Source organism: Mycobacterium sp. UM_CSW, from assembly GCF_000455205.1.
Taxonomy (GTDB): Bacteria; Actinomycetota; Actinomycetes; order Mycobacteriales; family Mycobacteriaceae; genus Mycobacterium.
The window spans coordinates 1-20,350 of the sequence record NZ_AUWQ01000115.1 but is presented as its reverse complement, the minus strand read 5'-3'; the positions used below and the strand labels follow the sequence as shown (position 1 = coordinate 20,350).

Genomic DNA, 20,350 nt, shown 5'->3' with positions numbered 1-20,350 from the left:
GTCGAGCAGCGAGGTCTGGGATGTCGAGGTGCGTCCTCACCGCATGCCGTTATTCGTTTACATCGCCGCGTTTCTAATCGCCGCGGCGCACATCGTGGTGGGGCTGCTGCTGAAGATCAAGTCCAGCGGGGTGATTTTCCACACCTCCGATCAGGTGGCGGTCGCCGTCCTGGGTCTGGTGATCGCCGGGGGCGTGCTGTTGTTCGCGCGGCCACGGCTGCGGGTGGGACCGGCGGGGCTGTCGGTGCGAAACCTGTTCGGATACAAGCTGATTCCCTGGGCCGACGTGGCCGGCGTGTCGTTTCCGCCCGGCCGGCGGTGGGCGCGCGTCGACCTGCCCGACGACGAGTACGTTCCCTTGATGGCGATCCAGGCCGTCGACAAGGAGCGCGCCGTGGAAGCCATGGACACGGTGCGGTCGCTGGTCGCGCGATATCGGCCGGACCTCGGCTAAGCGCTGTACCATCACCGGGTGGCGCGTCATCTGTGGGCGGCATCCGCGCTGGTCATGGCCGCGGTGATGGTGGGCGGTTGCGCAACCTCGGTGGCGGGTCGAGCGGTGCGGGCGCCCGGCCAACCCGGCGTCCCCGCGAATGCCCACCTGTCCATCTCGGCGCGCGAGCTGCTGTTGGCTGACGGCGATTCCACCCCGTTCGGCTCGGCGACGGCGACCCCGGTGGGCGACAACTACTTCACCAGCGCCCGACCACCGGAATGCTCGGCGGCCTTGCTGTTCAAGGGTTCCCCGCTGCTGCCTCCCGGCTCGGCGGAGCACGCCGAGTCCGCCTACCGTTTCGGTGGCCCGGCGCTTTACGCCGAATCGGTCGACGTCTACGACAAGGCCATGAAGGCCCACGACGTGGTGTCAAAGGGCTTCGCCGCCATAGCCAAATGCCACGGCGACGCGGTCGGTGCGTCGCCCACCGGGGTGTATCCGCCGATGCGGCTCAGTTTCTTCGGCACCACCGACGACGGTGTCCTGGTCTGGACGATGACCCATCCGAAGTGGACGTGTGACTACGGGCTGGCGGTGTTACCGCGGGTGGCTCTGATGCTGTCGGCCTGTGACAGCAAGCCCGGATTTCCGATGAAGGACTGGGCATCGAAACGCCGGGCGCAGATCGACCGACGGACCGCCTGAGTCGAAAACTCGCCGGGCGGTCGTCGTATGCGAACACATGTTCGAACACTTGCTCGCTTCCGGCCGCGGAGTATCACACTCTAGAGCCGTGTCGGCCCGCACCGTCCACGAACCGCTTCGCGCCTGACTGCAATTCGGATGCCGAACGCGACAGACTGTCGAACTCGAAATCCATGGCCTCGGCCTCGCTTTGACCCCATTGGTAGAGCATCGACAGGCGGTCCGAGCGCAGGCACATTTGCGGCCCTTGGTTTCAGTCGTCGTGCCCACGACCTTGACGTTATCCGCACCATCCGGGTCTAGCCGGCAAATTCGCTGCGGCGTGCCCGCTGCGCCAGTAGCGATCTGATACCCGTCTCTCTTGCGGCCGGCCCACAATTTGCCCGCCTCAGAGCGACACTTCTCGCGGCCGCCGGGGCCGGTTGTCGCTCTGAGGCGGGCACAGAGGCACATCCTCCGAAGCCGCGACTGGTGTTTGACGTTGCGAATGCGGCAGCCGCCTACACGTTGAACCCTCTGGGGCCGCCGGGACCCACAGCTGCTCGACGGCACGGGCATTCTTGGAAGATACGAAGCTCTCATAACCCGAAAAGCGGGGCAGCCCAGTTACTTTGGGCCCCGCACCACCCGGCCCGGATGACCCACCGCCGTTTCGAAGGGATTACGGAAGGTCTGTTTGCGGTGTCTGCGGCGGCAATACCGGTCCTCCCGGCGGTTCTCCTACCGCCGCGGGAGGTGGGGCCGGAACTGGCATGCCCTCACCGGGAAGAACGGGTGCGCTGGCAAATCCAGCCGGTTCCATGTGGTCTTTGCACGCATTCGGAACGGGAACCATGTACCACTTCCATGCGCCAGGGGGATTTGGTGCCGGTGCCATGCTGTTGTCGGGGCACCGCCATGTGCAACTGACACCGCCGGCACCCGGACCGCCAAGGCCGAGAGTGGAACCGCCGGCAATAGCCGCGCCGGCGTCGACAGCCAGGCCCCCTGCCTCACAGTGCAAATGCGATCCATTGATTTCGGTGGGCCAATCACAATAAGCGCCCTGGGCAAAGAAAACGTTGGCCCCGGTCAGGACAGCGGGATAATCACACAGGCCGGCATGGGCCCTCGGGCCTGGGAAAATAAGAATCACACCCGACACCATTATCGGAACGAGCCAAATTTTATTCATTGGGCGCCTCGCTTATGTTCCCAACATGGGCGCGGTTGAACTCCGTGCACCTCGATGCGTCGCCCGCCCATGGCATGCCTCCATCCCCACAGCTACGGGCAACATCGCTGGACTTCGGTGAAGTGTTACGCGGTGGACGACGCGCAAGCCTCCGTGGCACAAACCGGGCCGTCGACACCCGACGCCGACGAGGCACCGCCGTCCTACCGGCCTACTAGCCTGGGTACGTGCCAGATCCCGCAACGTACCGCCCCGCGCCCGGGTCCATCCCGGTCGAGCCCGGCGTCTACCGCTTCCGGGACGTGCACGGGCGCGTCATCTACGTCGGCAAGGCCAAGAGCCTGCGCAGCAGGCTGACGTCCTACTTCCAGGACATCGCCGCCCTGCACCCGCGAACCCGACAGATGGTGACCACCGCGGCCAAGGTCGAGTGGACGGTGGTCAACACCGAAGTCGAGGCGCTGCAGCTCGAATACAACTGGATCAAGGAATTCGATCCGCGCTTCAACGTCCGCTACCGCGACGACAAGTCCTACCCGGTGCTGGCCGTCACCCTCAACGAGGAGTTCCCGCGGCTGATGGTGTATCGCGGCCCGCGGCGCAAGGGTGTCCGCTACTTCGGCCCCTACTCACACGCGTGGGCGATCCGGGAGACGCTGGACCTGCTCACCCGGGTGTTCCCGGCGCGCACCTGCTCGGCCGGAGTGTTCAAGCGGCACAAGCAGATCGACCGGCCATGCCTGCTCGGCTACATCGACAAGTGCTCGGCGCCGTGCATCGGCAGGGTCAGCGCCGAGCAGCACCGCCAGATCGTCGAGGACTTCTGCGACTTCCTGTCCGGCAAGACCGACCGCTTCGCCCGCGACCTGGAACACGAGATGAACGCCGCGGCCGAGCAACTCGACTTCGAACGGGCCGCGCGGCTGCGGGACGACCTGGGCGCCTTGAAGCGGGCCATGGAAAAGCAGGCCGTGGTGCTCGGCGACGGCACCGACGCCGACGTGGTCGCCTTCGCCGACGACGAGCTGGAAGCGGCGGTGCAGGTGTTTCACGTGCGCGGCGGGCGGGTCCGCGGCCAGCGCGGCTGGATCGTCGAAAAGTCCGGCGGCCCCGGCGAATCCGGCGAGGAGCGGCTGGTCGAGCAGTTCCTGACGCAGTTCTACGGCGAACAGGCCGAGCTGGGCGGCTCCGCCGACGAGGCCGCCAACCCGGTGCCCCGCGAGGTGCTGGTGCCGTGCCTGCCGTCGAACTCCGAGGAGCTGACCGCGTGGCTGTCCGGCCTGCGCGGCTCGCGCGTGACCTTGAGGGTGCCGCGGCGCGGCGACAAGCGCGCGTTGGCCGAGACCGTGCAGCGCAACGCGAAAGAGGCGCTGCAACAACACAAGCTGAAGCGCGCCGGCGACTTCAACGCGAGATCCGCCGCGCTGCAGAACATTCAGGACGCGCTCGGCCTGGCCGACGCGCCGCTGCGCATCGAATGCGTCGACATCAGCCACGTGCAGGGCACCGACGTGGTGGGCTCGCTGGTGGTGTTCGAGGACGGCCTGCCCCGCAAGTCCGACTACCGCCACTTCGGGATCCGGGAGGCGGCCGGGCAGGGACGCTCCGACGACGTCGCATCGATCGCCGAGGTGACCCGCCGCCGCTTCGCGCGGCACCTCTCCGAACAGCAGGACCCCAATATGCTTTCCGCCGAAGGCAAGTCGCGTCGCTTCGCCTATCCGCCCAACCTGTACGTCGTGGACGGCGGCGCGCCACAGGTCAACGCGGCCAGCGCCGTGCTCGACGAGCTCGGCATCACCGACGTCGCGGTGATCGGCCTGGCCAAGCGGCTCGAAGAGATCTGGGTGCCCTCGGAGCCGGACCCGATCATCATGCCCCGCAACAGCGAGGGCCTCTACCTGTTGCAGCGCGTGCGTGACGAGGCGCACCGGTTCGCCATCACCTACCATCGCAGCAAGCGATCCAAGCGAATGACCGCGTCAGCGCTGGACTCGGTGCCAGGATTGGGAGAGCATCGCCGCAAGGCGCTGGTAACGCATTTCGGATCGATAGCCCGCCTCAAGGAGGCCACCGTCGACCAGATCACCGCCGTCCCGGGCATCGGCGTGGCCACGGCCACGGCCGTCCTCGAGGCGCTGAAACCCGAACAGCCCGAGGGCGCGCAGTGACCAGTCAGGCCGGCATCGACGTCGTACTGGTGACGGGGTTGTCGGGGGCCGGGCGGGGCACCGCGGCCAAAGTGCTCGAGGACCTCGGCTGGTATGTCGCCGACAACCTGCCGCCCCAGCTTATCACGCGCATGGTGGATTTCGGGTTGGCCGCGGGTTCGCGCATCACTCAGCTGGCGGTGGTGATGGACGTGCGGTCGCGCGGCTTCACGGGCGACCTCGACGAGGTGCGCAACGAGTTGGCCACCCGCAACATCAGCCCGCGCGTGGTGTTCATGGAGGCGTCCGATGACATGCTGGTGCGCCGCTACGAGCAGAACCGGCGTAGCCACCCGCTGCAGGGCGACCAGACGCTGGCCGAGGGTATCGCCGCCGAGCGCAGGATGCTGGCCCCGGTCCGCGCCACCGCCGACCTGATCATCGACACGTCGACGCTGTCGGTTCGGGGCCTGCGGGAGAGCATCGAGCGCGCGTTCGGCGGCGACACCGGCGCGTCCACGGCCGTCACCGTCGAATCGTTCGGCTTCAAGTACGGCCTACCGATGGACGCCGACATGGTGATGGACGTCCGGTTCCTGCCCAACCCGCACTGGGTGGACGATCTGCGCCCACTCACCGGCCAGCACCCCGCGGTGCGCGACTACGTATTGGACCAGCCGGGCGCGGGAGAGTTCCTCGACGCTTACCATCGATTGCTAAACCTGGTTGTCGACGGCTACCGCCGGGAGGGCAAGCGCTACATGACGGTCGCCATCGGCTGCACCGGCGGCAAGCATCGCAGCGTCGCGATCGCCGAGGCATTGATGCAGCGGCTGGGGGGTAACCCGCAGCTGACGGTGCGGGTGCTGCATCGGGATCTGGGTCGCGAATGAATGAAGGCATCGTTGCGCTGGGGGGCGGGCACGGCCTGTACGCGACGCTGTCCGCCGCGCGCCGGCTGACCCCCTACGTCACCGCCGTGGTCACGGTCGCCGACGACGGCGGCTCGTCCGGCCGGCTGCGCAGCGAACTGGACGTGATCCCGCCCGGCGACCTGCGAATGGCGTTGGCGGCGTTGGCATCTGACAGCCCGTATGGCCGGCTGTGGGCGACCATCCTGCAGCACCGATTCGGCGGCACCGGCGCCCTGGCCGGGCACCCGATCGGCAACCTGCTGCTGGCCGGCCTGTCCGAGGTGCTGGCCGACCCCGTCGCCGCCCTGGACGAACTGGGCCGCATCCTCGGCGTCAAGGGCCGGGTGTTGCCGATGTGCCCGATCGCGCTGCAGATCGAGGCCGACGTGTCCGGCCTGGAGGCCGATCCCCGGATATTCCGGCTGATCCGCGGCCAGGTGGCGATCGCGACCACACCCGGCAAGGTGCGGCGGGTGCGGCTGCTGCCGCCCGATCCGCCGGCGACCCGGCAGGCCGTCGACGCGATCATGGCCGCGGACCTGGTGGTGCTGGGACCCGGGTCGTGGTTCACCAGCGTGATCCCGCACGTGCTGGTCCCGGGGCTGGCGACGGCGCTGCGGGCCACCACCGCCCGGCGCGCGCTGGTGCTCAACCTGGTGGCCGAGCCGGGGGAGACGGCCGGCTTCTCGGTGGAGCGCCACCTGCACGTGCTGGTCCAGCACGCACCCGGGTTCACCGTGCACGACATCATCATCGACGCCGAACGGGTGCCCAGCGAACGCGAACGCGAGCAACTGCGCCGCACCGCGACGCTGCTGGAAGCCGAGGTCCACTTCGCTGACGTGGCCCGACCTGGTACACCTTTACATGACCCGGGCAAGCTCGCCGCGGCGCTGGACGGGGTCCGAGCGGGTCACAAAGGTCGAGGAGCCCCTTTGGATCGGACCACCACGCAGCTGCCGGTCGAAGTTGAGACGAGGGGTGACGACGCGTGGCGATGACGACCGAAGTCAAGGACGAGCTGAGCCGCTTGGTGGTGAAATCCGTCAGCGCGCGGCGCGCGGAGGTCACGTCCCTGCTGAGGTTCGCCGGGGGGCTGCACATCGTCGGCGGCCGGGTGGTCGTCGAGGCCGAGGTGGACCTGGGTAACGTCGCGCGCCGGCTACGCAAGGACATCTTCGAGCTCTACGGGTACAACGCCGTCGTGCATGTGTTGTCCGCCAGCGGGATTCGCAAGAGCACCCGGTACGTGCTGCGGGTGGCCAACGACGGCGAGGCGCTGGCGCGCCAGACGGGCCTGCTCGACATGCGGGGGCGTCCGGTCCGCGGGTTGCCGGCCCAGGTGGTCGGCGGCAGCGTCGCCGACGCCGAGGCCGCGTGGCGGGGCGCTTTTTTGGCGCACGGGTCGCTGACCGAGCCGGGACGTTCGTCGGCCCTCGAGGTCAGCTGCCCCGGCCCGGAGGCCGCGCTGGCGCTGGTCGGTGCCGCGCGCCGGCTCGGGGTCAGTGCGAAGGCGCGCGAGGTGCGCGGCGCGGACCGGGTGGTGGTGCGCGACGGCGAGGCGATCGGCGCCCTGCTGACCCGCATGGGGGCCCAGGACACCCGGCTGGTCTGGGAGGAACGGCGGATGCGCCGCGAGGTCCGCGCGACGGCCAACCGCCTGGCCAACTTCGACGACGCCAACCTGCGCCGGTCGGCGCGGGCGGCGGTCGCGGCGGCCGCCCGGGTTGAGCGCGCGCTGGAGATCCTCGGCGACAGCGTCCCGGACCATCTGGCGTCGGCGGGCCGGCTGCGCGTCGAGCACCGGCAGGCGTCGCTGGAGGAGCTGGGCCGCCTGGCCGACCCGCCGATGACGAAAGACGCTGTGGCCGGGCGTATTCGGCGCCTGCTGTCGATGGCCGACCGCAAGGCGAAGGTCGAAGGCATCCCCGACACCGAGTCGGCGGTGACGCCCGATTTGCTGGAGGATGCTTAACTAGCAGCAAATTGCTGGGCGTGACGGTCGGGGAGGGCTACGGTCATCGCATGAAGCGGCTTTCGAGTGTCGATGCGGCGTTTTGGTCTGCGGAGACCGCGGGCTGGCACATGCATGTGGGTGCGCTGGCGATCTGCGATCTGACCGATGCCCCCGAATACAGCTTTGAACGCGTCCGCGAGCTGATCATCGAGCGGCTGCCCGAGCTGCCGCAGCTGCGGTGGCGGGTCACCGGCGCGCCCCTCGGGCTGGACCGGCCGTGGTTCGTCGAGGACGAAGAGCTCGATGTCGACTTCCACATCCGTCGCATCGCCGTTCCGGCCCCGGGCGGCAGGCGCGAGGTCGACGAGCTGGTGGGTCGGCTGATGTCCTACAAGCTCGACCGTTCCCGACCGTTGTGGGAGCTCTGGGTCATCGAGAACGTCAAGGGCAATCGGGTCGCGACCCTGACCAAGATGCACCACGCGATTGTCGACGGAGTCTCGGGCGCCGGACTCGGCGAAATCCTGCTCGACGTCACGCCCGAACCCCGTCCGCCGCAAACGGAGACGGTCGGGTCGCTGGTGGGATTCCAGCTTCCGGGGCTGGAGCGGCGCGCGATCGGCGCGCTGATCAACGTCGGCGTCAAGACGCCCTTCCGCATCGCCCGGCTGGTGGAGCAGACGCTGCGTCAGCAGGTCGCCGCGCTGGGCGTCAGCAGCAAGCCGCCGCGCTACTTCGAAGCGCCCAAGACGCGCTTCAACGCACCGGTGTCGCCGCACCGGCGGATCACCGGCTGCCGCGTGGAGCTGGACCGCGCCAAGGCCGTCAAGGACGCTTTCGGCGTCAAGCTCAACGACGTGGTGCTGGCGCTCGTGGCCGGGGCCGCCCGAACGTACTTGCTGAAGCACGACGAATTGCCCGCCAAACCGCTCATCGCGCAGATCCCGGTCTCGACGCGCACCGACGAAAGCAAGAGCGACATCGGCAACAAGATCAGCTCGATGACCGCGTCGCTGGCCACCAACATCGAAGACCCCGCTGATCGGCTGATGGCCATCCACGACAGCACTCAGAGCGCCAAAGGGATGGCCAAGGCGCTGTCCGCACACCAGATCATGGGCCTTACCGAGACCACGCCGCCGGGATTGCTGCAGCTGGCCGCCCGCGCCTACACCGCTACCGGACTCTCGCGCAACCTGGCCCCCGTCAACCTCGTCGTATCCAATGTCCCGGGTCCGCCGATGCCGCTGTACATGGCGGGCGCCAAATTGGAGTCGCTGGTGCCGCTCGGCCCGCCCGTCATGGACATCGCCCTGAACATCACTTGCTTCTCCTACGAGAACTACTTGGACTTCGGCTTTGTCACCACCCCCGAAGTCGCCAATGACATCCACGAGATGGCCCGCGCCATCGAGCGGGCGCTGACCGAGCTGGAGAAGGCCGCGGCCGCGGGAGTGATCGGCTAGACCGGCCTGCGCTTCTCTTTGAGCGAGCGCCGCGCTAGCGTGACGCTCGTCATCGGCGGTCACGCTAGCGTGACGTTCGCCTCGCCAGGGCGGCTCGTACCCGGGTGATGATCTCGGCGGGCCGATCGCCCACGACGACTCGAATGACGATCCAGCCCAAGCGCTCGAGCGTTTCGCGCCGTCTGATATCCCACGTGTACTGCCGGCGATTCCGCCGATGTTGCTCGCCGTCGTACTCGGCAGCGACCTTCAAGTCCTCCCAGCCCATGTCGAGGTAGTAAGTTGTCTCGCCGAACTCGTCACTAACCGGGATCTGCGTTTGTGGTCGGGGCAAGCCAGCCCGGATCAGCAACAGTCGCAGCCACGTTTCCCTCGGCGACTGCGCGCCGGCGTCAGCCAGACTGATCGCGTTCCGCGCCGACTGAATTCCGCGTCGGCGCGGATACCGTTCGACGAGCAGCTGAACCTGAGCCACCTTTGCGTCGGTCGCGCGCAGCAGATCGTCGATCGCGGCTAGGGCGTCGTCTATCGGATACCAACATCCCAAGTCGACGGCAGTCCGGGCCGGCGTCGTCACGGGTACACCACCGATCAGCATGACTTCATCGTCTTCTATGCGGTCACTGTGGATCCGCAATCCCGGCAACGGGTTTCGGTTGCCATGCAGAAGCTCAAGCGGCGCGGTGACGTCCACCCATTCGGCACCATGAACAGCGGCAGCCGAAAGCCCCGCCACAATGCCTCGCCGGCGCGACCACAGCCATCCCGCCCGGGCGCGAACCAGCGGAGTCAGCTCCGCGCCAGGGTTGACATAAACATCGCGAAGCAACTTCGTGTAGTGCGTTCGCAACGCACTCTTGACAATTTCTCCGTTCGCGACGGCCTCACTGCCGATGAATGGCTCCGCCATCGCGGCAGCGTCGCATAAACAGCAACGAGCGTCAGGTCAGTAGGGGCGGTCTATCCACAAGCAGTCACGCCAGCGTGACGCTCGCGTGCCAGCGCCGCGCTGGCGTGACGCTCGCCGCGGGTGAGGTAGACGCCCTAGTTACCGTCGGGGCGGATGCTTCGCGTACACCCAGGACAGGAATTGCGCGACGGCCTCCGCCGACTTGTGCGCCCGCGGGGAGCTGAAGATGTCGAAAGCGTGTTGGGCGTGCGGCAATTCGGCATAGGCAACGGGGGACTTCGACACCGCGCGCAACTCCTCGGCGAACTCCTTCGCCTCGCCGACCGGGATCAGGGAGTCGTCGTGGCCGTGCAGGATGAAAAACGGCGGCGCGTCGTCGCGCAGCTTGCAGATCGGCGAGGCGTCGGTGTAGATGTGCCGGTGTGTCGCGAATTTCCTTTTGACGACGTACTTTTCGAGCAGCGCGACGAACTCCGGGCGGCCCTCGCCCTCGGTGGAAAACCAGTCGTAGCGCCCGTACACCGGAACCGCGGCGGTCACCGAGGTGTCGGCTTCCTCGAAGCCCGGCTGGAATTGCGGGTCGTTGGGCGTCAGCGCCGCCAGCGCGGACAGGTGCCCACCGGCGGAGCCGCCGGTGATCGCGACGAAGTCCGGGTCCCCGCCGAACCGCGCGATGTTCTCCTTGACCCAGGCCAGCGCCCGTTTGACGTCGACGATGTGGTCGGGCCAGGTGTGCACGGGTGACACCCGATAGCCGATCGACACGCACACCCAGCCGCGGGCGGCCAGGTGGCTCATCAGCGGGTAGGCCTGCGGGCGGCGCATTCCGATCACCCACGCGCCGCCGGGCACCTGCAGCAGGACCGGAGCCTTGGCGTCGCGCGGCAGGTCGCGGCGGCGCCAGATGTCGGCCAGGTTGGCGCGGCCGTGCGGGCCGTAGGACACCACGTTCGTCTTCTCGACGTAGCGCCGGCGGGCCACGGTGTTGCCCAGGGGCAGGCTGCGCCGCCCGCTGCGGGTGGGCTTCGTGTGCGGCAGCGCCTCCAGCGCCTCGGCGTAGTCGTGCCCCAGTTGTTCGCGCAGGCCCGCCTCCAGCACGGGGCCCGGCGTGGTGACGCCGCGATACTTGATCACACCCAGGATGGCCCAGGACGCGGCCGTCAGCGCCAGCGCGGCCTTGCCGCGGCGCCCGGCGAAGTCGCCGCGGCGCCCGCGGCGCAGCGCGTCCACCAGCGAGGCGGTGAAGTACACCCCGGGCACCTCCGACGTCGGCCAGCCGAACCAGAACACCAGGACGGTGCTGTAGCCCTTGCGGGCCAGCGGCCGTAATCCGTTGGCGGCGTTGGCAAGTTCGACCGCGGCGCGCGCCAATGGCCGTGGCTTTCGCAGCGTCCGGGCGAGCCGCATCAGCCGCCGACCCGGGACAGCAGCTCGTTGCGCAGGATCTTGCCGGTGCTGCCACGGGGTAGCTCGTCGAGGATGGCGATCTCGCGGGGCACCTTGTAGTTGGCCAGGTTTTCGCGCACGTGTTGCTTGAGCGTGTCGACCGTGGCGGACGCGCCCGGGGCCAGCACCACGAAGGCCGCCAGCCGCTGCCCGTACTGCTCGTCGTCCACGCCGATGACCGCCGCCTCGGCGACCTCGGGGTGCGCCGCCAGGATCTTCTCCACCTCGATCGGGTAGACGTTCTCGCCGCCGGAGACGATCATCTCGTCGTCGCGCCCGACGACGAACAGGCGCCCGGCGTCGTCGAGGTATCCGACGTCGCCCGACGACATGAATCCGGCGTGGAAGTCTTTGGTGGTGCCGGAGGTGTAGCCCTCGAACTGGGTGTCGTTGCGGACGTAGATGGTGCCGACCTCGCCGGTGGGCAGTTCGTTGAATTCCTTGTCCAGGATGCGGATTTCGGTTCCGCCCGCCGGCTTACCCGCGGTGTCCGGCGCCGCCCGCAGGTCGGCCGGGGTGGCGGTGGCGATCATGCCGGCCTCGGTAGCGTTGTAGTTGTTGTAGATCACGTCGCCGAACTGGTCCATGAACGCGGTGACGACGTCGGGTCGCATCCGGGAACCGGAGGCAGCGGCGAACCGTAATGACTTGCAGCTGTAGCGGTTTCGCACCTCGGGCGGCAGTTCCATGATCCGGTCGAACATCACCGGCACGACGGCCAGGCCGGTCGCTTGGTGCCGGTCGATGAGGTCGAGGGTGGCCTCCGGATCGAACTTGCGCCGGGTGATGATCGTGCAGGCCATCGACGCGGCGAAGATCAATTGCGAGAAGCCCCAGGCGTGGAACATCGGGGCCACGATCACGATGTTTTCCTCGGCCCGCCACGGCGTGCGGTCCAGGATGGCCTTGAGCGTGCCGATCCCCGCGTTGCCGCCGGTTTGGTTGGCGCCCTTGGGAGTTCCGGTGGTGCCCGAGGTGAGCAGGATCATCCGGCCCTTGCGGCTGCCGCGCCGAGGCTGTCCCCCGCGAGCGGGAGGTGCCCCCAGTCCGACGTGGTCGGTGATGAGTTTCTCCACCGTCAATTCGTGCTGCCCGCTGGTCCACGCGACGATGCGGGTGGCGTCGGGCTTCTCGGCCAGCGCCCGGTCCACCGTCTCGGTGAACTCTTCGTCGTAGATGACGGCGTCGACGCCCTCGCGGCCGACCACCTCGGCCAGCGCCGGCCCGGCGAATGACGTGTTGAGCAGCACCACGTCGGAGCCGATCCGGCTGACGGCCACCACGGCCTCGACGAAGCCGCGGTGGTTGCGGCACATGATCCCGACCACCTTGGGAGGCCCCGCGGGCAATCCCTGCAGGGCGGCGGCCAGCGCGTTGATCCGCTCGTCGAGCTGCCGCCAGGTCAGCGTGCCGAGCTCGTCGATCAGGCCGGGACGGTCCGGGCAGCGCTGCGCCGCGCCGGCGAAGCCCACGGTCATGCCCATGCCTTCGCGGCGCATCGCCGCGGCGATCTTGAGGTAGCGGTCGGGGCGCATCGGCGCGATCATCCCGGCGCGCCGTAGCGTCCCAAAAATGCCGAGGGCCTCGTCTATTCGAGATGCCATGGCTCAGCCCAGGATCGGGAAACGGCGCTTGGCGGCGAGGTCGCGCAGGGCCTGCTGCATCACCGACCGCACGTGCTCGTCGACCTCATCGACGTCCGGGTCGTCGCCGAACTGCGCGGCGATGTCGATCGGTTCGAGCACCTGCGTCACGATCTTGGTGGGCAGCGGCACGTTGGGCGGGATCACGGCGCTGAACCCGAACGGGAAGCCGAACGACAGCGGCAGGATCGCGCTGCGCAGCAGGCGTTTCACGCCCAGCCGCTCGGCGAGCCACGTGCCGCGGGAGAGGTAGAGCTGGGTTTCCTGCCCGCCGATGGACACCGCAGGAACGATGGGCACGCCGGCGTCGATCGCCGTGCTGACGTATCCCTTGCGGCCGTTGAAGTCGATGACGTTCTCCGAGAGCGTGGGCCGGTAGGCGTCGTAGTCACCGCCGGGGAAGACGACCACGACGCCGCCGGACCGCAGGGCCTTGGCCGCGTTCTCCCTGTTGGCGCGGATGTAGCCGGTGCGCCGGAAGAATTGCCCGGTGGGGCCGGTCATCAGGATGTCGTGGCTCAGCGTGTAGACCGGCCGGTCGTAGCCGAACTTTTCGTAGAAGTGGACGCTGAAAATCGGCACGTCCATGGGGAACATGCCGCCGGAGTGGTTGCCGACCACCAGCGCCCCGCCGGGCGGGAATGAATCCAAGCCGCGCACCTCGGACCGAAAATAGGTCTTCAGGAAGGGCCGCATCACGCCCATTACGCGCTGGGTCAGACCGGGATCGAACTTGTCGATGTCCTCGATCTCTTCGCTGTCAGTGTCGGTCACATTTCTCCCTTGAGCTGCCGGCGCGGCCGCACCGCCGCGTCGAGTCCCATGATGGTAGCGACCGAATACCCCCGGGACGGTTTGAGCCAACCTGCAACAGAGGTATCCAGTGCCAATGCCTATGGCGCCGGTCCGATGAGGGGGCTATTGTTACGTGGCCAATGACCCTGCCCAGCGAAAAGAGGCGAAGATGGACGTCGCCGGTTTGTCCGACGAGCGCGGCACTCGCTCGGTCGCTGGGCACAGTTCCAATAGCATTCGCGACCGCCGCGGGCGCCAGCCGCGCAGCAGCGCGGTCCGCCCCGGCCCGGTCAACGTCCGCCAACCGGCGGTGCGGGCGGAGTCGCCGGTCGCGGCGGCCGCGACCGCGGATCGCCGCCAGGCCGAGTACTTCCGCCGGGTGCTCGTGCAGAACCGTCGCCACCTCGAGCACCGGCTCGCGGAGTACCAGAAGGCGATCGTGACCGCGGAAGCCATCGGCGATGTCGAAGGCGCCTCCAGCGTTCGCCGCATGGCGCGCCTCGAGGAGCAGGAACGCAAAACCCTCGACGGGCTGATCGAGAAGCTGCAGCGTCGATTTCCGCCCCGTAGCGGGGTCGCCGTCCGTTAGGGCCTAGGCTGCAGCGGCTCAATCACGCTGAGTGTCAGCTGGTTTCATCTGCGACAGGAATGAGGCCGCCCATGGGATTCATGTCACCGGAACTTCCGGACGTCGACCCCGACACATGGTTGGCGCGGCCACGGGCAGCGCGACTGCAGATCGTGACCCGGCACTGGGCCGAACATGGTTTCGGGACCCCGTATGCCGTCTATCTGCTGTACCTGTTCAAGATCGCCTTGTACGTCGCGATCCCGGCGGTGATCATCTCGCTGACCCCCGGCCTGGGCGGGCTGGTCCGCATCGGCGAGTGGTGGACGCAGCCGATCGTCTACCAGAAGTTCATCGTCTTCACGCTGCTGTTCGAGGTGCTGGGCCTCGGCTGCGGGTCCGGCCCGCTAACCGGGCGGTTCATGCCGCCGGTCGGTGGATTCCTATATTGGTTGCGGCCCAACACGATTCGGTTGCCGGCGTGGCCGGGTAAGGTGCCGTTCACCCGCGGGGATACCCGCACCGTCGTCGACGTCGCCCTCTATGCCGTCGTGCTGGCCGGCGGTGTGTGGGCGCTGCTGGCGCCCGGCCCGCTGATCGACCCCGTCCGGGTGCTGCCCACGATCATGGCGCTGGCCGTGCTGGGTCTGCGTGACAAGACCATCTTCCTCGCGGCCCGCGGCGAACACTATTGGCTGAAGCTGTTCGTGTTCTTCTTCCCGTTCACCGACCAGATCGCGGCCTACAAGCTCATCATGCTGTGCCTGTGGTGGGGGGCGGCGACATCCAAGCTCAACCACCACTTTCCGTACGTCGTGTCGGTGATGACGAGCAACAACGCGCTGCTGCGGCCCAGGCTGTTCAGCCCGTTCAAGCACGCGCTGTACCTCGACCACGTCAACGACCTGCGGCCCTCGTGGTTGCCGAAGATGATGGCTCACGTCGGCGGCACCACGGCGGAATTCGTGGTTCCGACGGTTCTGGTGTTCGTAGCCGGCGATCAGCCATGGCGGTGGTTCCTGATCGGGTTCATGGTGATCTTCCACCTCAACATCATTTCCAACCTCCCGATGGGAGTTCCGTTGGAGTGGAACGTGTTTTTCATCTTCTCGCTGTTCTATCTGTTCGGGCATTACGGCGCGATCCGCGCCACCGACCTTCGGTCCCCGCTGCTGCTCGCCCTCATCCTTGCCGCGGTGGCCGTGGTGATCGCGGGAAACATGTTCCCCGAAAAGATTTCGTTTCTGCCCGCGATGCGCTACTACGCGGGCAACTGGGCCACCAGCATCTGGTGCTTCCGCGCCGGCGCCGAGGACAAGATCGAAGCCGACATCGTGAAAAGCTCTGCGCTCGTGGTGAATCAGCTGGCCAAGCTGTACGGCGCCGGGACCGCCGAGGTGATGTCGGACAAGGTGGCGGCGTTCCGGGCGATGCACACGCACGGCCGGGCGCTCAACGGCCTGTTGCCCCGCGCCTTGGGGGGAGAGGCCAACGAAGCCGAATACAGCATCCGCGAGGGCGAAGTCGTCGCCGGGCCGTTGGTCGGCTGGAACTTCGGCGAAGGCCACCTGCACAACGAGCAGCTGCTCGAGGCGGTGCAACGGCGCTGCCGGTTCGAGGAGGGCGACGTCCGAGTCATCGTGCTCGAGGGCCAACCGATCCACATCCAAAAGCAGTGGTACCGCATCCTCGACGCCAAGGCCGGGGTGATCGAGGCCGGTTACGTCGAGGTCGCGGACATGCTGAGCCGCCAGCCGTGGCCCGAGCCCGGTGACGAGTTCCCCGTCCACGTCACCGCGCAACGCGCCACCCACTGATTGTGGGTGCACCTAGCGGACGTTGTAGAAGGATGCGACGTTCTCGTGGAGCTTTTTGTACATCGGTGGGGCCTCGTAGGCGTCGGTGATCACCTCGATGTAGGCGGCGCCGTCGGCTTGCCCGGCCGTCTTCAGCGCGTCGTCGAGCATGCCGCAGCTGCTCACGCGCGCGGTGAACCAGCCCTGGCAGCCCAGGGCGTGCGGCAGCTCCACATAGCTCCAGGCAGCGATGTCGTTGTAAGCCAGGGCCATGTCCTTGCACAGCATGCGCTCGCTGAGATAGCCGGAGTTGTTGAGCACGAAGACAATCGGACGCAGGCCATGGCGTCCGAGCTGGCTGATCTCCTGGGCGGTCATCTGGTGCGAGCCCTCTCCGGTGATCAGGATCAGCCGCCGACCCCGGGTCCCCTTCGCCGCACCGAATGCCGCCGGGGTCGCCCATCCGATCGATGCCCATAGGGTTTGGTTGTGAAACTCCGCTCCTTGAGGCAGTCGCGCCAACGCCAAACCCAGCGATGACGTCCCGGTGTCCGTGATGATGACGTCATCCGGCCGGAAGAAGTCGGCCCAGCGGGGGTAGAGGGCGTCAGCAGTGATCGGGTCCTCGCCGCCTCCCACTAACGGGCCCAGCGTCTCCGGTGCGATGGCCGGCGGTTCAGCACGTTTGGTGATACGCCGCGGCAGCTCCCCGAGGATGTCGGCGATCTCCACGTTGCGGTATACGGTGCGGCCGATAGTGGTGGAGTGATGGTCGATGGTGATGACATTGGCCGGGTCAAGTCGGACGGTGCCGCCGGCGGCGTTGCCGTCGGTCAGCTTGGCGCCGAGCATGATCACTACGTCGCACGACTCGACGAAGGCGCGGACCGGCTCGCCCATGAGCCGTCCAACGTACATGCCGATGTAGTTGGGGTGGTCTTCCCCCAGCACCGACTTGTCGGCGAACATCGTCGCAAACGGTAAGCCCGCCGCGTCGACGAACGCCGTCGCAGCAGTCTGCAGACCGAGGCGGCGCAGCAGGATTCCTGGCAGCACGCATGCCTGCCCGGCGTTGTTCAGCGCTGCGGCCACTGCGTCGGCGACCGCCGCCAGCGACGCGGGGTCGCTGGCCGGCGCGCTCACCGACGGGGCGCCTGCCAGAACGGGCGTGTGGGCGACGTCGCTGGGAATCGCCATGTAGACCGGGCGTCGATGGTAGAACGCCGCCGCGATCAGCCGCTCTGTCTCCGCCGCTGCGTTCTGCGGCGTCATGGCCGCGCTGGCACACACAATCGGCTCGGCCATCTTGTGGAACACGTCGAATTCGCCGTTGCCCAGCGTGTGGTGCGCCAGCGCGCGGCCCTCCTGCGTCGCCGAGTTCGGTGTGCCGACCAGATGAAACACCGAGAGATGCTCGGCGTAGGCACCCGCCACGCCGCTCATCGCCGCGAGTTCGCCGACCCCGAAGGTGGTGCACAGCGCGGCGACGCCGCGCATCCGGGCGTACCCATCCGCGGCATAGGCGGCATTGAGCTCGTTACAGCACGAGATCCAGTTCAGTGCCGGATCCTCGACGATCGCATCGTTGACGGGAAACGCGTAATCCCCGGCGACTCCGAAGACGTCGTCGACGCCAATCTCCTTGAGCCGCCGCAATACGTATTGAATGACGGTTTCAGCCATGAGGAGCCCCTTGAGTAGTGGCGATATGTTACGTAGTTCTGATCCGGATCGACCACGATGCCGTCGGACCCGTCGCACAAGCCGTCGATCGAGGCGCTCGACCCATAGGTCGCGATGTCGATCTTCAATCGCGACTTTCAGTGCGCTCAGTGCTAGCAAGTGACAACCATCGAGCGGTCGTTCGTCCACAGGGGAGGTTGGCGGCAGGCGAGGATTGCTCTCGCCGTGGCCGAAACGTGACTCAGGCTTGATCGAATCGCTAACGCGCCCTTGCACTTCCGCTGTTCTCGACGCCCGTACCATGGCTATTACAACCATGTCAGTTAAACAGGGACTGGAGCCATGCGAGCGGTCGTTCGGTGTGTTCTTGCGGTGAGCGCTGTCGCTGCGAGTGTGGCCACCGGGCCGACCGACATCCGCCTGGCCGCGGCCACCCAGCCGGATGGCTCCGCCGTCGCGTCGGTGTCACCCGCGCGTGGCGAGGTGGTCGGGGTGGCGCACCCCGTGGTGGTGACGTTCAGCACCCCCGTAACCAACCGGCGCGCGGCCGAGCGCGCCGTCCGGGTCACATCGGCCCCTCCGATGACGGGGAAGTTCGAATGGCTCGACAACGAGGTCGTGCAGTGGGTTCCCGACCACTACTGGCCGGCGCACACCACGGTCGCGCTCTCGGTGGGCGGACGGCCCACCGAATTCGCCACGGGTCCCGCCGTCGTCGGGACCGCCAACATCGCCGACCACACCTTCACGGTGACCGTTGACGGCGTCGAGTCGGGGCCGCTGCCGGCGCCGCACCACCGTCCCCACTGGGGGGAGTCGGGCGTGCTGCCGGCCTCGATGGGCAGGCCCGAGTACCCGACTCCGGTCGGCTCCTACACCGTCCTGTCCAAGGACCGCACGGTGGTCATGGACTCGAGCAGCGTCGGCATCCCCGTCGACGACCCCGACGGATACCGGATCCCGGTGGACTATGCCGTGCGCATCACCGGCCACGGCCTCTTCGTCCATTCGGCCCCGTGGGCCGTCAACGCGATGGGCCTGGAGAATGTCAGCCACGGCTGCATCAGCCTGAGCCCCGAGGACGCCGAGTGGTACTACAACACCGTCCACGTCGGCGACCCGGTGATCGTGGAGGACTCGCCACGGCGCCAGCCGCCGCCACGGCCGCAGCCGCCGCTGCTGTGGGAGGCCCCACCCAGCTGACAGATGACAAAGAACCCGCCGGGCCCAAGCCCGGCGGGTTCTTTCGTAACTGGGAAGGGGATCCGCGTCAGCGCGCGGGCCCGGGCGCGGTCGGCTGGCCGGGCGTCGGGCCGCCGGCGGGCGCCGGACCGGTCGGCGCGCCCTTGCCGGTCCCGGACATGTCGATGATCGGAGCGGCCGGCGCCGCGACATCCAGCGGACCACCGGCGAGCGCAATCAGCGGAGCGCCGACGGGCACCACCGGGATCGGCGCACCCACCGGGATCGGGGCACCCACCGGGATCGGGGCACCCACTGGGACCGGAGCGCCCACCGGCACCGGGGCGCCGACGGGCACGGGGGCACCGACTGGGACCGGCGCACCGACCGGGACCGGCGCACCGACCGGCACCGGCGGCCCGAGAGCGATCAGCGGGGCGCCCGCCGGGACAACCGGGACCGGCCCGGGCGCCACGATCGGTACGCCGGACATGTCGGTGAGCGGGGCGCTGGACGTGCATACGGTGGCGGCCGGTGCCGGCCCGCCGGGTGCCGGCGCGCCGCCTCCCGGACCGCTCACCGGTGTGCCGCCCGCTTCGGGTGCGCCGGCCAGCGGCGCGCCCGCGGCCAGTGGTCCGGCGGCGCCCGCCGGCCCGCCGGCTGCCGGAGCGCCGACCTCGCCGGACTGACCCTGGATGCACGCGTAGCCGCCGGTCTTCAGCGGGGTGGCTGCCGCATCCGGGCTCAACGCTATGGCGGCCCCACACAGCCCAGCGATGGCACCAACTGTGATGTTGAACCGATCAAAGCCCGTCATCAACGTCGACTCCTTTAGCGTTCGCTATCAAATGCGGCAGCAGAACCGCATAGCTGTCCCGCAGCCGTGTCGAATGTATGACCCCCTGGTGCTATTGGACACGCGACGATTCCGGGGCTTATCGAACCGATACGAACCAGACATGCTCCGGTTACCGCGGCTGTTCGCTGTGACCGGCAAGCGGTGGTGCGCGTCACTGATCTAGGCTGACGGCGAGCGCTTAATCAGCGGACTCGCCGAAGACATCAGAAGACAGGGAGAGATCAAGTGACGGTCCGAGTGGGTATCAACGGCTTCGGCCGAATCGGACGCAATTTCTACCGGGCGTTGCTGGCCCAGCAGGAGCAGGGGACGGCCGATGTCGAGGTGGTGGCCGTCAATGACATCACCGATAACGCCACGTTGGCGCATTTACTCAAATTCGACTCGATATTGGGTCGGTTGCCCGATGACGTGAGCCTGGAGGGCGAGGACACCATCGTGGTGGGCACTCGCCGGATCAAGGCGCTCGAGGTGCGCGAGGGTCCCGCGGCGATGCCGTGGAGCGACCTGGGCGTGGACGTGGTGGTGGAATCCACCGGGCTGTTCACCAACGCGGCCAAGGCCAAGGGCCATTTGGACGCCGGGGCCAAGAAGGTGATCATCTCCGCGCCGGCCACCGATCCCGACATCACCATCGTGTTGGGCGTCAACGACGACAAGTACGAC

At 67.9% G+C, this 20,350-nt stretch carries 17 protein-coding genes and 1 pseudogene; 11 read left to right on the top strand and 7 right to left on the bottom strand.

Annotation, left to right across the window (positions count from 1 at the left end; all coding sequences use genetic code 11):
- Positions 1 to 43: 43 nt before the first annotated feature.
- Both N415_RS27600 and N415_RS27595 read left to right on the top strand, forming a co-directional pair.
- Positions 44 to 454 (top strand): PH domain-containing protein, encoded by a 411-nt coding sequence (locus tag N415_RS27600; protein WP_068100732.1) that lies wholly within the window; start codon positions 44 to 46, stop codon positions 452 to 454.
- Between the two features lie 54 nt (positions 455 to 508).
- Positions 509 to 1,141 (top strand): hypothetical protein, encoded by a 633-nt coding sequence (locus tag N415_RS27595; protein WP_068188641.1) that lies wholly within the window; start codon positions 509 to 511, stop codon positions 1,139 to 1,141.
- A gap of 73 nt (positions 1,142 to 1,214) precedes the next feature.
- On the opposite strand, the pseudogene N415_RS33035 reads toward N415_RS27595, so the two are convergent.
- Positions 1,215 to 1,385, bottom strand: a pseudogene (locus N415_RS33035) (enoyl-CoA hydratase); the annotation flags it as partial.
- Positions 1,386 to 2,542: 1,157 nt separating this feature from the next.
- Here N415_RS33035 and uvrC point away from each other — a divergent pair.
- Genes uvrC through N415_RS27570 form a run of 5 tightly spaced genes read left to right on the top strand, consistent with a single transcriptional unit; the run spans position 2,543 to position 8,802 of the window.
- Positions 2,543 to 4,486: an excinuclease ABC subunit UvrC gene (gene uvrC, locus N415_RS27590; protein WP_068188617.1), complete on the top strand. Its 1,944-nt coding sequence runs from the start codon at positions 2,543 to 2,545 to the stop codon at positions 4,484 to 4,486.
- On the top strand, positions 4,483 to 5,358 hold the full coding sequence (gene rapZ / locus N415_RS27585) for an RNase adapter RapZ (protein ID WP_068188613.1): 876 nt from the start codon (positions 4,483 to 4,485) through the stop codon (positions 5,356 to 5,358). The genes uvrC and rapZ overlap by 4 nt, the downstream gene beginning before the upstream one ends.
- A complete protein-coding gene (locus N415_RS27580; protein WP_068126439.1) occupies positions 5,355 to 6,380 on the top strand; it encodes a YvcK family protein in 1,026 nt (341 codons plus the stop codon). The genes rapZ and N415_RS27580 overlap by 4 nt, the downstream gene beginning before the upstream one ends.
- Positions 6,377 to 7,354, top strand: a complete 978-nt coding sequence (whiA, locus tag N415_RS27575; protein WP_068100736.1) for a DNA-binding protein WhiA — start codon at positions 6,377 to 6,379, stop codon at positions 7,352 to 7,354. Before N415_RS27580 ends, whiA begins: the two co-directional genes overlap by 4 nt.
- A 50-nt stretch (positions 7,355 to 7,404) precedes the next feature.
- Positions 7,405 to 8,802, top strand: a complete 1,398-nt coding sequence (locus N415_RS27570) for a wax ester/triacylglycerol synthase family O-acyltransferase (RefSeq protein WP_068188638.1) — start codon at positions 7,405 to 7,407, stop codon at positions 8,800 to 8,802.
- A 64-nt stretch (positions 8,803 to 8,866) separates the two neighbouring features.
- Here N415_RS27570 and N415_RS27565 read toward each other — a convergent pair whose 3' ends face one another.
- The 4 genes from N415_RS27565 to N415_RS27550 all read right to left on the bottom strand — a co-directional run bounded on the left by N415_RS27565 (position 8,867) and on the right by N415_RS27550 (position 13,506).
- Positions 8,867 to 9,712 carry a DUF559 domain-containing protein gene (locus N415_RS27565; protein ID WP_068188610.1) on the bottom strand — a complete coding sequence of 282 codons (846 nt, stop codon included), beginning with the start codon at positions 9,710 to 9,712 and terminating at the stop codon, positions 8,867 to 8,869.
- A gap of 138 nt (positions 9,713 to 9,850) precedes the next feature.
- Positions 9,851 to 11,119 carry an alpha/beta hydrolase gene (locus N415_RS27560; protein ID WP_068188607.1) on the bottom strand — a complete coding sequence of 423 codons (1,269 nt, stop codon included), beginning with the start codon at positions 11,117 to 11,119 and terminating at the stop codon, positions 9,851 to 9,853.
- A complete protein-coding gene (fadD12, locus tag N415_RS27555; RefSeq protein ID WP_068188605.1) occupies positions 11,119 to 12,762 on the bottom strand; it encodes an acyl-CoA ligase FadD12 in 1,644 nt (547 codons plus the stop codon). The genes N415_RS27560 and fadD12 overlap by 1 nt, the downstream gene beginning before the upstream one ends.
- Positions 12,763 to 12,765: 3 nt before the next feature.
- Positions 12,766 to 13,506: a 1-acyl-sn-glycerol-3-phosphate acyltransferase gene (locus tag N415_RS27550; protein WP_152531613.1), complete on the bottom strand. Its 741-nt coding sequence runs from the start codon at positions 13,504 to 13,506 to the stop codon at positions 12,766 to 12,768.
- 259 nt (positions 13,507 to 13,765) lie between these two features.
- Here N415_RS27550 and N415_RS27545 point away from each other — a divergent pair, with 259 nt between their 5' ends.
- The gene (locus tag N415_RS27545) at positions 13,766 to 14,185 is read left to right on the top strand and encodes a hypothetical protein (protein WP_068188599.1); all 420 of its coding nucleotides are present in this window, start codon (positions 13,766 to 13,768) and stop codon (positions 14,183 to 14,185) included.
- 71 nt (positions 14,186 to 14,256) lie between these two features.
- The gene (locus tag N415_RS27540; RefSeq protein ID WP_068188596.1) at positions 14,257 to 15,981 is read left to right on the top strand and encodes a DUF3556 domain-containing protein; all 1,725 of its coding nucleotides are present in this window, start codon (positions 14,257 to 14,259) and stop codon (positions 15,979 to 15,981) included.
- A 12-nt stretch (positions 15,982 to 15,993) separates the two neighbouring features.
- On the opposite strand, the gene N415_RS27535 is transcribed toward N415_RS27540, so the two are convergent.
- Entirely contained in the window at positions 15,994 to 17,643 is a 1,650-nt protein-coding gene (locus N415_RS27535) for a thiamine pyrophosphate-binding protein (protein ID WP_068188593.1), read from the bottom strand.
- Between the two features lie 342 nt (positions 17,644 to 17,985).
- On the opposite strand from N415_RS27535, the gene N415_RS27530 reads away from it, so the two are divergent.
- Entirely contained in the window at positions 17,986 to 18,846 is an 861-nt protein-coding gene (locus tag N415_RS27530) for a L,D-transpeptidase (RefSeq protein WP_081665561.1), read from the top strand.
- Between the two features lie 67 nt (positions 18,847 to 18,913).
- Here N415_RS27530 and N415_RS27525 read toward each other — a convergent pair whose 3' ends face one another.
- Positions 18,914 to 19,642: a beta-xylosidase gene (locus N415_RS27525; protein ID WP_068188591.1), complete on the bottom strand. Its 729-nt coding sequence runs from the start codon at positions 19,640 to 19,642 to the stop codon at positions 18,914 to 18,916.
- A 267-nt stretch (positions 19,643 to 19,909) separates the two neighbouring features.
- On the opposite strand from N415_RS27525, the gene N415_RS27520 reads away from it, so the two are divergent.
- A partial coding sequence (locus N415_RS27520) for a glyceraldehyde 3-phosphate dehydrogenase NAD-binding domain-containing protein (protein ID WP_239645722.1) occupies positions 19,910 to 20,350 on the top strand: 441 nt, incomplete at its 3' end.